Origin of the sequence: Pseudomonas sp. HN2-3, assembly GCF_020691745.1 — a bacterium.
GTDB classification, from domain to species: Bacteria; Pseudomonadota; Gammaproteobacteria; order Pseudomonadales; family Pseudomonadaceae; genus Aquipseudomonas; species Aquipseudomonas capeferrum.
In genome coordinates this window covers 4,858,556-4,873,653 of the sequence record NZ_CP085704.1, presented here as the reverse complement: position 1 = coordinate 4,873,653, position 15,098 = coordinate 4,858,556, and the positions used below count along the sequence as shown (strand labels likewise).

The following is a 15,098-nucleotide window of genomic DNA, read 5'->3' as shown; positions in this document are numbered from 1 at the left end:
GCGTGTCACTGATCGCTTCCGACCAATTCCGCATCGTTGTCGGCCTCGGCAAGAGCGGCATGTCCCTGGTTCGCTTCCTGGCGAGCCGGGGCATTGCCTTTGCGGTCGCCGACACCCGCGAGCAACCGCCGGAACTGGACACCCTGCGCCGTGATTACCCGCAGGTGGAAGTGCGCTGTGGCAAGCTGGACGTGGACTTCCTCTGCCGCGCCAATGAGCTGTACGTGAGCCCGGGCCTGGCGTTGTCTACCCCGGCGCTGCAGCAGGCCGCGGCGCGCGGTGTGGCCCTGTCGGGTGACATCGAGCTGTTCGCCCGCCATGCCAAGGCGCCGATCATCGCCATCAGCGGCTCCAACGCCAAAAGCACCGTCACCACCTTGGTCGGTGAAATGGCTGCCAAGGCGGGCAAGCGTGTGGCCGTTGGCGGCAACCTCGGTACGCCGGCCCTCGACTTGCTCGGGGATGAGGTGGAGCTGTATGTGCTGGAGCTGTCCAGCTTCCAGCTGGAAACCACCGACCAGCTCAATGCCGAAGTGGCCACCGTGCTGAACGTCAGCGAAGACCACATGGACCGCTACAGCGGCCTGCCGGCCTATCACCTGGCCAAGCACCGGATCTTCCGGGGCGCCCACCAGGTTGTGGTGAACCGCCAGGACGCCCTGAGCCGGCCATTGCCGGTGGAAGGCCGGCCGTGCTGGAGCTTTGGTCTGAACCCGCCCGACTTCAAGGCCTTTGGCCTGCGCGAGGTCGATGGCGAGAAGTACCTGGCCTTCGAATTCCAGAGCCTGATGCCGGTTCGCGAACTGAAAGTGCGTGGCGCGCACAACCAGAGCAATGCCCTCGCAGCCCTGGCCCTCGGCCATGCGGCCGGCTTGCCGTTTGCGCCGATGCTCGAAGCCCTGCGTGAATTTGGTGGCCTGGCCCATCGTTGCCAGTGGGTTCGCGAGCGCAATGGCGTCAACTGGTACGACGATTCCAAGGCCACCAACGTGGGGGCCGCGCTGGCCGCCATCGAAGGCCTGGGCGCGGACATCACCGGCAAGCTGGTGCTGATTGCCGGCGGCGACGGCAAAGGTGCCGATTTCGCAGCGCTGCGTGCACCGGTGGCGCGCTTCTGCCGTGCAGTGGTGCTGCTGGGCCGTGATGCCGAGCGCCTGGCCGAAACACTGGGTGAAGGTGTGCAGCAGGTCCGGGTCAAGACCCTGGATGAGGCCGTCGAGCAGTGCGCCGCCTTGGCTCAGCCGGGCGATGCGGTGCTGTTGTCGCCAGCCTGCGCCAGCCTCGACATGTTCAAGAACTTTGAAGAACGCGGGCGGCTGTTCGCCCAAGCGGCGGGAGGGCTGGCATGATCCTGGGCATCTTCAAGCCGTACCCGTCGCCGCTGATCAGCGGCCGTGGCATCGACCTCGACTTCGCGATGCTCGCCGGTTGCCTGGCATTGCTGGGCTTGGGCCTGGTGATGATCACCTCGGCCTCTTCGGAAGTGGCTGCGGTGCAGTCGGGCAACCCGCTTTACCACATGTTCCGCCACCTGGTGTACGTGGCCATCGGCCTGTTCGCCTGCGGCGCCACCATGCTGGTACCGATCGCCACCTGGCAGCGCATGGGCTTCATGATGCTGCTGGGCGCCTTCGGCTTGCTGGTGCTGGTGCTGGTGCCCGGCATCGGCCGCGAAGTGAACGGTTCCATGCGCTGGATCGGCTTCAGCTTCTTCAACGTCCAGCCTTCGGAAATTGCCAAGGTCTTCGTGGTCATCTACCTGGCCGGCTACCTGGTGCGCCGGCAGACCGAAGTGCGCGAGAGCTGGATGGGCTTCTTCAAACCTTTCATCGTGCTGCTGCCAATGGCCGGCCTGCTGCTGATGGAGCCAGACTTCGGCGCCACCGTGGTGATGATGGGCGCTGCGGCGGCCATGCTGTTCCTCGGCGGGGTGGGGTTGTTCCGCTTCAGCCTGATGGTGGTGCTGGCGGTGGTCGCGGTGTTTGTCCTGGTGCAGGCGCAGCCGTATCGAATGGCGCGCCTGATCACCTTTACCGACCCATGGTCCGACCAGTTCGGCTCGGGCTACCAGCTGACCCAGGCGCTGATTGCCTTTGGTCGCGGCGAGTGGCTGGGCGTTGGCCTGGGCAACAGCGTGCAGAAGCAGTTCTACTTGCCCGAGGCGCACACCGACTTCGTGTTCTCGGTGCTGGCCGAAGAGCTCGGCGTGGTCGGCTCGCTGGTCACCATCGCGCTGTTCGTCTTCGTCACCGTGCGCGCTCTTTACATCGGCCTGTGGGCCGAAAAAGCCAAGCAGTTCTTTGCCGCCTACATGGCGTTCGGCCTGGCCTTCCTGTGGATCGGCCAGTTCCTGATCAACATCGGGGTGAACGTCGGCCTGCTGCCGACCAAGGGCCTGACCTTGCCGTTCCTCAGCTACGGGGGCAGCTCGCTGGTGATCTGCTGTGCCTGCGTGGGGTTGCTGCTGCGTATCGAGTGGGAGAGCCGCACGCACCTGGGCAGCGAGGAACACGAATTCAACGAAAGCGATTTTGCCGAGGAGACCAGTCATGGCCGCTGACGGCAAGAACGTACTGATCATGGCAGGCGGCACCGGGGGCCACGTGTTCCCGGCCCTGGCCTGCGCTCGCGAGTTCCAGGCACGCGGTTACAGCGTGCACTGGCTGGGCACGCCGAAAGGCATCGAGAACGAACTGGTGCCCCAGGCTGGTCTGCCGTTGCACCTGATCCAGGTCAGCGGCCTGCGCGGCAAGGGCAAGCTGTCGTTGCTCAAGGCGCCGTTCACCCTGGTCAAGGCCGTGCTGCAGGCACGGCGCATCATTCGTCAGCTCAAGCCGGTGTGTGTGCTGGGCTTCGGCGGCTATGTGACCGGGCCCGGCGGTGTGGCCGCGCGGCTGTGCGGTGTGCCGCTGGTGATCCACGAGCAGAACGCCCGTGCGGGTACCGCCAATCGGCTGCTGGTGCCACTCTCGGCGCGGGTCTGCGAAGCTTTCCCGGGCACGTTCCAGGCCAATGACAAGCTGCGTACCACCGGCAATCCGGTACGCACAGAGTTGTTCATGGATGCACAACGTGCGCCCCTTTCCGAGCGCCGTGCTCGCCTGTTGGTAATGGGCGGCAGCCTGGGTGCGGAACCATTGAACAAATTGTTGCCTAAGGCCCTGTCCGAAGTGTCTGCGGCGCTGCGGCCAGAGGTGTTCCACCAGGCTGGCAAGCAACACGCGCCGATCACCGCCGAGCGTTATCACGAGGTCGGCGTCGAGGCTCAGGTAGAGCCTTTCATCACGGACATGGCCCAAGCCTATGGCTGGGCCGACATGGTGGTATGCCGGGCCGGTGCCCTGACCGTCAGCGAACTCGCGGCGGCGGGCCTGCCTTCGATGCTGGTGCCGTTGCCCCATGCGATCGACGACCACCAGACCTACAACGCCCAATATCTGGCTCGGGAGGGCGCGGCCTTCCTGATGCCACAAGCGACAACTGGCGCAGCGCAGCTCGCTGAACGCCTGAACGAGGTGCTGATGCAACCCGAGAAACTCAACACCATGGCTGGCACCGCACGGCGCCTGGCCAAACCTGCTGCAACCAGCACCGTGGTCGATATCTGCCTGGAGGTGGCCCATGGTTGAAAGCCAGAAAGCCATTCCCCAGCCGAAGATGGGCCGTATCCGCCGTATTCACTTCGTCGGTATCGGCGGCGTCGGTATGTGCGGCATCGCCGAAGTGCTGCTGAACCTGGGCTATGAAGTGTCCGGCTCCGACCTCAAGGCGTCGCCGGTCACCGAGCGCCTGGAGTCGTTTGGCGCCGAGATCTTCGTCGGCCACCGTGCCGAGAACGCAGTCGCCGCCGATGTGCTGGTAGTGTCCAGCGCGATCAACCCGGCCAACCCGGAAGTCGCCACCGCCCTCGAGCGGCGTATTCCGGTGGTGCCGCGTGCCGAGATGCTTGCCGAGCTGATGCGCTACCGCCACGGCGTGGCGGTCGCCGGTACCCACGGCAAGACCACCACCACCAGCCTGCTGGCCTCGGTGTTCGCCGCCGGTGGCCTGGACCCGACCTTCGTCATCGGTGGGCGCCTGACTGCGGCCGGTACCAACGCTCAACTGGGCACCAGCCGCTACCTGATCGCCGAAGCGGACGAGAGCGACGCCAGCTTCCTGCACCTGCAGCCGATGGTCGCCGTGGTCACCAACATCGACGCCGACCACATGGCGACCTACGAAGGCGACTTCAACAAACTGAAGAAAACCTTCGTCGAGTTCCTGCACAACCTGCCGTTCTACGGTTTGGCGGTGATGTGCCTGGACGACCCGGTGGTGCGCGAGATCCTGCCGCAGGTCAAACGCCCGACGGTCACCTACGGCTTCAGCGAAGAGGCGGATATCCGCGCCATCAACGTGCGCCAGCAGGGCATGCAGACGCATTTCACCGTGCTGCGCCGTGACTGCGAGCCGCTGGAGGTGTCGGTGAACATGCCCGGCAACCACAATGTGCTCAATGCCCTGGCAACCATTGCCATCGCCACGGACGAAGGCATCAGCGACGAGGCCATCGTCCAGGGGCTGTCCGGCTTCCAGGGTGTCGGCCGACGCTTCCAGGTCTACGGCGAGCTGCCGGTAGACGGTGGCAGCGTGATGCTGGTCGACGACTACGGCCACCACCCGACCGAAGTCGCCGCAGTCATCAAGGCCGTGCGCGGTGGCTGGCCGAGCCGTCGCCTGGTCATCGTCTACCAGCCGCACCGTTACAGCCGCACCCGCGACCTCTACGACGACTTCGTGCAGGTACTGGGCGACGCCAACGTGTTGCTGTTGATGGAGGTCTACCCGGCCGGCGAAGAACCGATCCCCGGGGCGGACAGCCGTCAGCTGTGCCACAGCATCCGTCAGCGCGGCAAGCTGGACCCGATCTACATCGAGCGTGGCGCCGAGCTCGCCCCGCTGGTGCAGCCACTGCTGCGCGCGGGCGACATCCTGCTTTGCCAGGGCGCCGGTGATGTCGGTGGCCTTGCCCCGCAATTGATGAAAAGCCCGCTGTTCGCTGGCGCCAAGCAGGAGAAGTCGAAATGACCAGCGCCTACGACACACTGCACTCGACCCTGGACGTCAAGGCGTTCGGCCGCGTCGCCGTGCTCTACGGCGGCAAGAGCGCCGAGCGTGAAGTCTCGCTCAAGTCCGGCGCCGCCGTGATCGAGGCCTTGACCAGCGCCGGTGTCGACGTGGTCGCCATCGATGTGGGCGACGACCTGCTCGACCGCCTGCAACGCGAGAAGATCGACCGCGCGTTCATCATCCTCCACGGCCGTGGCGGTGAGGACGGCAGCATGCAGGGCCTGCTCGAGTGCCTGGGCATCCCTTACACCGGCAGCGGTATCCTCGCTTCGGCCCTGGCCATGGACAAGCTGCGCACCAAGCAGGTGTGGCAGAGCCTGGGTATTCCGACCCCGCGCCACGCGGTTTTGGCCAGCGAAAGCGATTGTGTGGTGGCCAGTACGGAACTGGGCTTCCCGCTTATCGTCAAACCTGCCCATGAGGGCTCTAGCATCGGCATGGCCAAGGTGAACAGCGAGCAGGAATTGATCGCCGCCTGGCAGGACGCCGCCAAATACGATTCCCAGGTTCTGGTCGAGCAGTGGATCCACGGCCCGGAGTTCACCATTGCGGTGCTGCGTGGCCAGGTGCTGCCGCCGATCGCCCTGGGTACGCCGCACGTGTTCTACGACTACGACGCCAAGTACATCGCCAACGACACCCAGTACCGCATTCCGTGCGGCCTGGACAGCGTCAAGGAACAGGAACTGATCGACCTGACCGCGCGCGCCTGCGATGCCATCGGCATCGAAGGCTGGGGGCGGTTGGACGTGATGCAGGACGAGCAGGGCCGGTTCTGGCTGCTCGAAGTCAACACCGCACCCGGCATGACTGATCATAGCCTGGTGCCCATGGCGGCCCGCGCGGCCGGCCTGGACTTCCAGCAACTGGTGCTGGCGATCCTGGCTGCCAGCGTCGAGACGCGAGGTTAACAGCCATGCAAGGCGCGATGTTACGTCATCAGCAACCCGCCACCGGCCGTAGCAAGCCGGTGCCGCGCGGTGCCAGCCGAATGGTGGCCAACGAGCCCATGTCGGCGCGCCTGCCCAAGGCCAACTTCAGTGGACTCAAGCGCCTGCTCTGGCCGGTGCTGCTGGTCGCGGCAGGCTTCGGCGCCTATGAAGGCGCCATTCGCCTGATGCCTTATGCCGACCGGCCGATCACCCGGATCGCCGTGCAGGGCGACCTCAGCTACATCAGCCAGCAGGCGGTGCAGCAGCGTATCGCCCCGTTCATGGCGGCGAGCTTCTTCAGCGTCGACCTGCCGGCGATGCGTGCGGAGCTCGAGCAGATGCCGTGGATCGCCCATGCCGAGGTCCGGCGCGTGTGGCCGGACGAGGTGGTGATCCGCCTGGAAGAACAGCTGCCAGTGGCGCGCTGGGGTGACGAGGCCTTGCTCAACAACCAGGGCCAGGCCTTCACCCCGCGCGAACTGGCCAACTATGAGCACCTGCCGCAGCTGTTCGGGCCGCAGCGTGCTCAGCAGCAAGTCATGCAGCAGTATCAGGTTTTGAGCCAGATGCTGCGCCCCATGGGCTTTTCCATCGCTCGCCTGGAGCTTCGCGAGCGCGGCAGCTGGTTCCTGACTACCGGTGCGGGCAGCACCGGCCCAGGCATCGAACTGCTACTGGGGCGCGACCATCTGGTGGAGAAGATGCGCCGTTTCATTGCCATTTACGACAAGACGCTTAAAGAGCAGATCACCAACATCGCCCGCATCGATCTGCGATACGCCAACGGACTTGCCGTTGGTTGGCGGGAACCGATTGCACCGACGACGGCCCAACCCGCCGTTGCGAAGAATTAGAGAGAGGCAGGACCATGGCAAACGCGCATAGCGGCAAAATGATCGTCGGGCTGGACATTGGCACCTCCAAGGTGGTGGCGCTGGTGGGCGAAGTGGGCGAAGACGGCACCCTGGAGATTGTCGGGATCGGCACCCATCCGTCCCGCGGCCTGAAAAAAGGCGTGGTGGTGAACATCGAGTCGACTGTGCAGTCGATCCAGCGCGCGGTGGAAGAAGCGCAGCTGATGGCCGGCTGCCGTATCCACTCGGCGTTCGTCGGCGTAGCAGGCAACCACATTCGCAGCCTGAACTCCCACGGCATTGTCGCCATCCGCGACCGTGAGGTCAGTGTTGCCGACCTCGAGCGCGTGCTCGACGCTGCCCAGGCCGTGGCCATTCCAGCTGACCAGCGCGTACTGCACACCCTGCCGCAGGACTACGTCATCGACAACCAGGAAGGCGTGCGCGAGCCACTGGGCATGTCCGGCGTGCGCCTGGAAGCCAAGGTCCACGTGGTCACCTGTGCGGTCAACGCGGCGCAGAACATCGAGAAGTGTGTGCGCCGTTGCGGCCTGGAAATCGACGACATCATCCTCGAGCAACTGGCGTCGGCCTACTCGGTACTGACCGACGACGAAAAAGAGCTCGGCGTGTGCCTGGTGGACATCGGCGGTGGCACCACCGATATCGCCATCTTCACCGAAGGTGCGATCCGTCACACCGCAGTCATCCCGATTGCCGGCGACCAGGTCACTAACGACATCGCCATGGCCCTGCGTACACCGACCCAGTACGCCGAGGAAATCAAGATCCGCTACGCCTGCGCCCTGGCCAAGCTTGCCGGCGCCGGCGAAACCATCAAGGTGCCGAGCGTGGGTGACCGGCCACCGCGCGAGCTGTCGCGCCAGGCCCTGGCCGAGGTGGTGGAGCCGCGTTACGACGAGCTCTTCACCCTGATCCAGGCCGAACTGCGCCGCAGCGGCTACGAGGATTTGGTGCCGGCCGGCATCGTCCTCACCGGCGGCACCGCGAAAATGGAAGGCGCCGTGGAACTGGCCGAAGAAATCTTCCACATGCCGGTACGCCTGGGCGTACCGCATAGCGTTCGGGGGCTGAGCGACGTGGTACGCAACCCGATCTATTCCACCGGCGTGGGCCTGCTCACCTACGGCCTGCTCAAGCAGTCCGAGGACTTGATCCTGACCGGTAACAGCAACAGCAGCAGCAACAGCTATGGCGATGAACCGAAGGCTCCAGTGCTTGAGCGATTCAAGCGCTGGGTCCAGGGCAATTTCTAAGTTTCAAAGCAGTAGTGGTAGGCGCGACAACTAGAGAACTGTAAGGAGAGGGAAAATGTTCGAGCTCGTAGACAACGTCCCGCAAAGTCCGGTCATCAAGGTGATCGGCGTAGGTGGTGGTGGTGGCAACGCCGTCAACCACATGGTCAAGAGCAGCATCGAAGGCGTGGAATTCATCTGCGCCAACACCGATGCCCAGGCGCTGAAAAGCATTGGCGCGCGCACCATCCTGCAATTGGGCACTGGCGTGACCAAAGGCCTGGGTGCGGGTGCCAATCCGGAAGTCGGCCGTCAGGCCGCGCTGGAAGACCGTGAGCGCATTGCCGAGGTGCTGCAGGGCACCAACATGGTGTTCATCACCACCGGCATGGGTGGCGGTACCGGTACCGGTGCAGCCCCGATCATCGCCGAAGTGGCGAAGGAAATGGGCATCCTCACCGTTGCCGTGGTGACCCGTCCGTTCCCGTTCGAAGGCCGCAAACGTATGCAGATCGCCGATGAAGGCATCCGCATGCTGGCCGAGAGCGTCGACTCGCTGATCACCATCCCCAACGAGAAGCTGCTGACCATCCTGGGCAAGGATGCCAGCCTGCTGTCCGCCTTCGCCAAGGCTGACGACGTACTGGCCGGTGCCGTGCGCGGTATTTCCGACATCATCAAGCGCCCTGGCATGATCAACGTCGACTTCGCCGACGTGCGCACCGTGATGGGCGAGATGGGCATGGCCATGATGGGTACTGGCTGCGCCAGCGGCCCGAACCGTGCGCGTGAAGCGACCGAGGCGGCGATCCGCAACCCGTTGCTGGAAGACGTCAACCTGCAGGGCGCCCGTGGCATCCTGGTGAACATCACCGCCGGCCCTGACCTGTCGCTGGGTGAGTACTCCGACGTGGGTAGCATCATCGAAGCCTTCGCCTCCGACCACGCGATGGTCAAGGTTGGCACCGTGATCGATCCGGACATGCGCGATGAGCTGCACGTGACCGTGGTCGCCACTGGCCTGGGCGCGCGCATCGAGAAGCCGGTCAAGGTAGTGGACAACACCCTGCAGACCGCTCAGCAGGCGTACGAAGCGTCCAACCCGGCACCGGTTCGCCAGGAGCAGCCTGCGGTCAACTACCGTGACCTGGAGCGCCCGACTGTCATGCGCAACCAGGCCCATGCAGGTGCCGCTGCGGCAGCTAAACTGAACCCTCAGGATGACCTGGACTACCTCGATATCCCGGCTTTCCTGCGTCGTCAGGCTGATTAATGGAATTTATCAGGGGTATAAAGGTGATTGGTATTCAGCAAAGGTTGGGTCTGTTATCATCCTCAGCCTTTGTTGATACCTGTTCGCAATTTGCGCTGAAGCGGCCAATGCCATGATTAAACAACGCACCCTGAAGAATACCATCCGTGCCACAGGTGTCGGCCTGCACTCCGGGGAGAAGGTATACCTGACCCTGAAGCCTGCACCTGTTGACACCGGCATCGTCTTCCGCCGCGCCGATCTCGACCCTGTGGTCGAAATCCCGGCGCGCGCGGCCAACGTCGGCGAGACAACCATGTCGACGACGCTGGTCAACGGTGACGTCAAGGTCGATACGGTCGAGCACCTGCTCTCCGCCATGGCGGGCCTGGGCATCGATAACGCCTACGTCGAGCTCTCCGCCTCGGAAGTGCCGATCATGGATGGCAGCGCCGGACCCTTTGTATTCCTGATTCAGTCTGCCGGCCTGGAAGAACAGGACGCACCCAAACAGTTCATCCGCATCCTGCGCGAAGTGACAGTGGAGGAGGGCGACAAGCGCGCCACCTTCCTGCCTTTCGAAGGGTTCAAGGTGAGCTTCGAGATCGACTTCGATCACCCGGTCGTCAGCGGCCGGACCCAGAGCGCCAGTGTGGATTTCTCCAGCACGTCGTTCGTGAAAGAAGTCAGCCGTGCCCGCACCTTCGGTTTCATGCGGGACATCGAGTACCTGCGCAAGCATAACCTTGCGTTGGGCGGCAGTGTCGAAAACGCCATCGTGGTAGATGAGACTGGCGTGCTGAACGAAGACGGCCTTCGTTATGAAGACGAATTCGTCAAGCACAAGATTCTCGACGCCATTGGCGACCTCTACCTGCTGGGCAACAGCCTGATTGGCGAGTTCAAGGGCTACAAGTCCGGGCACGCGCTGAACAATCAGCTGCTGCGCAAGCTCATTGCTGAAACCGATGCCTGGGAAGTGGTCACTTTCGAAGATGCCAGCACGGCACCGATCTCGTACATGCGCCCTGTTGCGGCCGTGTAAGTTCGAACACTCTCTAGTTCATTAAGGCCACCTTCGGGTGGCCTTTTTTATACCTGCTTTACCGGCGCTGCAGCGTGAAAAAGTCGAGGAAAGAGTAATCGCTGTACGTTAGTTCGATACGGGAAACCGCTTGGCTTTCGTTCTCCGCTTGGTATTCAACCCATTGATCGCGCCCTGCGTTTGCATAAATTGTTCTGCTGTCCAGCGTGGCGCCCGACTGGTCCAGGTACTGGACCGTTGCGTCTTTTTGAAGCCAGGTCCAGGCGAAACGGATTGAGGTGAATTCACCTGGCAGATCAATGCTTAGGTACTGGCGCATGTCTTTGCCGATGCTCAAGCCCAGCGCTTGTTTTTCGCGCATGCCAGGTTCGTCGGAATTGTATCTGTAGATGCCCGCCGGCCCTGAACTGGTGGGCAGCAATGTGACGAGCATGGTGTTGAGTGCCAACTGCCCGCCGGGTTGAATCAATTCTTGCGGCCGGTCGTTGAAGTCTTCCTCGAACCGGGAGGGGTAGATGCGAATGTCATCGATGGCCAGGTTGCCCCTGGCATGCGAAGGGTCGCCAATTCGCTCCCTTACTTCAAGCTTCAGCGTCTCGACGGCTTGGGACGCCTTGAAACGCCAGTGCAGCGTAATCCACTCGGAAGTAGTGACTTCGATGGGGGCAGCGATCTGCTCATCACCCAGTTTCCAGGTGAGCACAGGCACAGCCTGGTTTGCCCATTGCTGCCGTGTGCGCAGGGAGAGGCAATATTCACGGTCGGGTTCCAGCCCTTGCAGTTCTTTGAATAGAACGGGGCCGTGTGGAAAAGAAATAGCGGGGGCAAAGGCTACGAAGTGGTTGCCATCTTCTTCTTGGTAAATACCGAGGGTGGCGCCGTTGGAGTCCGCTTTCCAGTCACCCCAGGGGTCGGTTGAGGGTGACTCGAACGTGGCAAGGTGAAAATAGTCTGTATTCATGCTGGTCTCTCCTGGGGGGTGATCAGGCGAGCGTATTGCACCCCGTGGAGACGGCAAACTGGCAAAAATATCAGGTGCGCGAAGGTGCTTTGCTAGGTCCATGCGACGCCAGGCGCTCTAGCGCGGCGCGCAGCTTGGGGTCGGTAATCCCCTCGGCGGTATCGCGAAGGCTTTCGGCGGCATTGCTCGACAGCTCGGTGGCATGCCCGCCACGCTTGGTGGGCACCAGCGGCGGTTGCACCTTGTACAGGATGCGCCGCAGGTTGCCGAACGCTTCCATGGCTTGCAACTCCCGCATCAGGCGTTTCTGCTGATAGCGCAGGCGGGTGGCCCAATGGCCGTCCGTCACCACCAGCAACAAGGTACCGTCACGCCAGGAGGCAACGTGGCAATGCTCGCGGGCGGCCGGCTGCAGCTGGCTTTCCAGCAGGCGCTGCAGGTGTTCCAGGCGTTCGGCCTGGTTCAACAGCAGGCGCAGCGGACGGACCTGGCGCAACAGTGCCGAGGGAAGCTGGGCGGGGGAGGGTTTATAGGCCATGCGGGTACGTATGAAGTTACAAGATCGGCAGTCTAACAGATGCGGGGTTATCGATTGCCTGCGCTGGCCGCTTCGCCGATAAACACCGGATACGAGCTATTCTCGATACGTTTCATCTTTCTCAGCCTTGAACTCAGGGAAAATGCCCCTATCTAAGAAACGCCCCTGCCAAAACGCTGTACCAGCATCGTGGAAATCCACCACTTTCCTCACCATCGTTTCCGGGTAGAATGCTCGTTCGCATGCGGCCTTAGGGCTGCACGGGCGACTCATGGGGCCGCCCTCCATCCCTACGTGTGGAAGATCCTGCCGATATGTTTGCGCCTTTGTTAAAGAAACTTTTTGGAAGCAAGAATGAGCGTGAAGTCAAACGCATGCTCAAGACGGTGACTATCGTCAATGCCTTCGAAGAGAAGATGGTGGCCCTCTCCGATGAGCAACTGCGGGGCAAGACCGCAGAGTTCAAGGAACGCTTGGCCAAAGGCGAGACACTGGACCAACTGCTGCCCGAAGCCTTCGCCGTGGCCCGTGAGGCCGGCAAGCGTGTGATGGGCATGCGCCACTTCGACGTGCAGCTGATCGGCGGCATGACCCTGCACGAGGGCATGATCGCAGAAATGCGCACCGGTGAAGGCAAGACCTTGGTCGGTACCTTGGCCGTCTACCTCAACGCATTGTCCGGCAAGGGCGTGCACGTGGTGACCGTCAACGACTACCTGGCCCGCCGTGACGCCAACTGGATGCGCCCCTTGTACGAGTTCCTCGGTCTGTCCGTGGGCATCGTCTCGGCTTTCCAGCCGCCGGAAGAAAAGCGCGCTGCCTACGCCTCCGACATCACCTACGGCACCAACAACGAATTCGGTTTCGACTACCTGCGCGACAACATGGCGTTCAGCCAGGAAGAGAAGTTCCAGCGTGAACTCAACTTCTCGGTCATCGATGAAGTCGACTCGATCCTCATCGACGAAGCCCGTACCCCGCTGATCATTTCCGGGCAGGCCGAAGACAGCTCCAAGCTGTACATCGAGATCAACCGTCTGATCCCGCGTCTGACCCAGCACATCGAGGAAGTCGAGGGCCAGGTCACCCAGGAAGGCCACTTCTCCATCGACGAGAAGAGCCGCCAGGTCGAGCTCAACGAAGCGGGTCACCAGTTCATCGAAGAGATGCTCACCCAGGCCGGCCTGCTGGCCGAGGGCGAGAGCCTCTACTCGGCACACAACCTGGGCCTGCTGACCCACGTCTACGCTGGCCTGCGCGCGCACAAGCTGTTCCACCGCAACGTCGAATACATCGTCCAGGACGGCCAGGTCCTGCTGATCGACGAGCACACCGGCCGTACCATGCCCGGTCGTCGTCTGTCCGAAGGCCTGCACCAGGCCATCGAAGCGAAAGAGAACCTGAACATTCAGGCCGAGAGCCAGACCCTGGCTTCGACCACCTTCCAGAACTACTTCCGCCTTTACACCAAGCTGTCCGGCATGACCGGTACCGCCGACACCGAAGCGTTCGAGTTCCAGTCGATCTACGGCCTCAACGTGATGGTGATCCCGCCGAACAAGCCGCTGGCGCGCAAGGACTTCAACGACCTGGTGTACCTGACCGCCGACGAGAAATACGCCGCGATCATCGCCGACATCAAAGAAAGCATGACCCTGGGTCGCCCGGTGCTGGTGGGTACCGCGACCATCGAAACTTCCGAGCACATGTCGAACCTGCTGCTCAAGGAAGGTATCGAGCACAAGGTACTGAACGCCAAGTACCACGAGAAGGAAGCCGAGATCATCGCCCAGGCGGGTGCTCCGGGCGCGTTGACCATCGCCACCAACATGGCTGGCCGTGGTACCGACATCCTGCTGGGCGGTAACTGGGAAGCCGAAGTGGCCGCCCTGGACAGCCCGACCGCCGAACAGATCGCGCAGATCAAGGCCGACTGGCAGAAGCGCCACCAGCAGGTCATCGAGTCGGGTGGCCTGCATGTGATTGCCTCCGAGCGTCACGAGTCGCGCCGTATCGACAACCAGCTGCGTGGCCGTTCCGGCCGTCAGGGTGACCCGGGTTCCAGCCGCTTCTACCTGTCGCTCGAAGACAGCCTGATGCGTATCTTCGCCTCCGATCGGGTGAAGAACTTCATGAAGGCACTGGGCATGCAGTCCGGCGAGGCGATCGAGCACCGCATGGTCACCAACGCCATCGAGAAAGCCCAGCGCAAGGTCGAAGGCCGCAACTTCGACATCCGCAAACAGCTGCTCGAATACGACGACGTGGCCAACGAGCAGCGCAAGGTGATCTACCACATGCGCAACAGCTTGCTGGCGGCCGAGAACATTGGCGATACCATCGCCGAATTCCGCAAGGAAGTGCTGGACGCTACCATCAGCCAACACATCCCGCCGCAATCGCTGCCCGAGCAGTGGGACGTGGCCGGCCTGGAAGCCTCGCTGGCGAGCGATTTCGCCATGAAGCTGCCGATCCAGCAATGGCTCGACGAGGACGATCACCTCTACGAAGAGACCCTGCGAGAGAAGCTGCTGAGCGAGATCACCAGCGCCTACACCGAGAAGGAAGACCAGGCCGGCATCGACGCCCTGCGTACCTTCGAGAAGCAGATTCTGCTGCGTGTGCTGGACGACCTGTGGAAAGACCACCTGTCGACCATGGACCACCTGCGCCACGGCATTCACCTGCGCGGTTATGCGCAGAAGAACCCGAAGCAGGAGTACAAGCGCGAGTCGTTCACGCTGTTCCAGGAGCTGCTCGAGTCGATCAAGCGCGACACCATCCGCGTGCTGTCGCACGTTCAGGTGCGCCGCGAAGACCCGATCGAAGAAGAAGCCCGCCTGCGCCGCGAGGCCGAAGAACTGGCCAGCCGCATGCAGTTCCAGCATGCCCCTGCGCCAGGCCTTGAAAGCGAGCAGCTGAGTGAAGAGGGCGCCGAAGTGGCTGTGGCCACGGCTCCGGTGCGCAACGACCAGAAGCTGGGTCGCAACGAGCCATGCTGGTGCGGTTCGGGCAAGAAGTTCAAGCATTGCCATGGGCAGATCGAGTGATCTGATCTGACTCTTGTAAAAGCCTGGGGCCGCTTTGCGGCCCTTTCGCGACACAAGGCCGCTCCTACAGGTACCGCGCTCGTCTACGGATTGGCGCG

At 62.8% G+C, this 15,098-nt stretch carries 12 protein-coding genes; 10 read left to right on the top strand and 2 right to left on the bottom strand.

Annotated features, from left to right (window positions below; genetic code table 11):
• The first annotated feature begins 2 nt into the window (after positions 1-2).
• The 9 genes from murD to lpxC all read left to right on the top strand — a co-directional run bounded on the left by murD (position 3) and on the right by lpxC (position 10,451).
• Positions 3-1,349: a UDP-N-acetylmuramoyl-L-alanine--D-glutamate ligase gene (gene murD, locus LJX93_RS22085; RefSeq protein WP_227696419.1), complete on the top strand. Its 1,347-nt coding sequence runs from the start codon at positions 3-5 to the stop codon at positions 1,347-1,349.
• The gene (gene ftsW, locus LJX93_RS22080; protein ID WP_033702835.1) at positions 1,346-2,560 is read left to right on the top strand and encodes a putative lipid II flippase FtsW; all 1,215 of its coding nucleotides are present in this window, start codon (positions 1,346-1,348) and stop codon (positions 2,558-2,560) included. Before murD ends, ftsW begins: the two co-directional genes overlap by 4 nt.
• Positions 2,550-3,629 carry an undecaprenyldiphospho-muramoylpentapeptide beta-N-acetylglucosaminyltransferase gene (gene murG / locus LJX93_RS22075; protein WP_033702834.1) on the top strand — a complete coding sequence of 360 codons (1,080 nt, stop codon included), beginning with the start codon at positions 2,550-2,552 and terminating at the stop codon, positions 3,627-3,629. The genes ftsW and murG overlap by 11 nt, the downstream gene beginning before the upstream one ends.
• The gene (gene murC / locus LJX93_RS22070) at positions 3,622-5,070 is read left to right on the top strand and encodes a UDP-N-acetylmuramate--L-alanine ligase (protein ID WP_033702833.1); all 1,449 of its coding nucleotides are present in this window, start codon (positions 3,622-3,624) and stop codon (positions 5,068-5,070) included. The genes murG and murC overlap by 8 nt, the downstream gene beginning before the upstream one ends.
• On the top strand, positions 5,067-6,023 hold the full coding sequence (locus LJX93_RS22065; RefSeq protein ID WP_047582683.1) for a D-alanine--D-alanine ligase: 957 nt from the start codon (positions 5,067-5,069) through the stop codon (positions 6,021-6,023). Before murC ends, LJX93_RS22065 begins: the two co-directional genes overlap by 4 nt.
• Before the next feature lie 5 nt (positions 6,024-6,028).
• The gene (locus tag LJX93_RS22060) at positions 6,029-6,898 is read left to right on the top strand and encodes a cell division protein FtsQ/DivIB (protein WP_033702831.1); all 870 of its coding nucleotides are present in this window, start codon (positions 6,029-6,031) and stop codon (positions 6,896-6,898) included.
• Between the two features lie 14 nt (positions 6,899-6,912).
• On the top strand, positions 6,913-8,175 hold the full coding sequence (gene ftsA / locus LJX93_RS22055; protein WP_033702830.1) for a cell division protein FtsA: 1,263 nt from the start codon (positions 6,913-6,915) through the stop codon (positions 8,173-8,175).
• 55 nt (positions 8,176-8,230) lie between these two features.
• Complete coding sequence (gene ftsZ, locus LJX93_RS22050; protein ID WP_016488958.1) at positions 8,231-9,427, top strand: cell division protein FtsZ; 1,197 nt, start codon at positions 8,231-8,233, stop codon at positions 9,425-9,427.
• Positions 9,428-9,539: 112 nt separating this feature from the next.
• Complete coding sequence (lpxC, locus tag LJX93_RS22045) at positions 9,540-10,451, top strand: UDP-3-O-acyl-N-acetylglucosamine deacetylase (protein ID WP_033702829.1); 912 nt, start codon at positions 9,540-9,542, stop codon at positions 10,449-10,451.
• Between the two features lie 58 nt (positions 10,452-10,509).
• Here the strand turns inward: lpxC and LJX93_RS22040 are convergent, their stop codons facing one another.
• Both LJX93_RS22040 and LJX93_RS22035 read right to left on the bottom strand, forming a co-directional pair.
• Positions 10,510-11,412: a hypothetical protein gene (locus LJX93_RS22040; RefSeq protein ID WP_227696418.1), complete on the bottom strand. Its 903-nt coding sequence runs from the start codon at positions 11,410-11,412 to the stop codon at positions 10,510-10,512.
• 70 nt (positions 11,413-11,482) lie between these two features.
• On the bottom strand, positions 11,483-11,950 hold the full coding sequence (locus LJX93_RS22035; protein ID WP_033702827.1) for a DUF721 domain-containing protein: 468 nt from the start codon (positions 11,948-11,950) through the stop codon (positions 11,483-11,485).
• A gap of 314 nt (positions 11,951-12,264) precedes the next feature.
• Here LJX93_RS22035 and secA point away from each other — a divergent pair, with 314 nt between their 5' ends.
• Positions 12,265-15,000: a preprotein translocase subunit SecA gene (gene secA / locus LJX93_RS22030; protein ID WP_033702825.1), complete on the top strand. Its 2,736-nt coding sequence runs from the start codon at positions 12,265-12,267 to the stop codon at positions 14,998-15,000.
• The last annotated feature ends 98 nt before the right edge of the window (positions 15,001-15,098 follow it).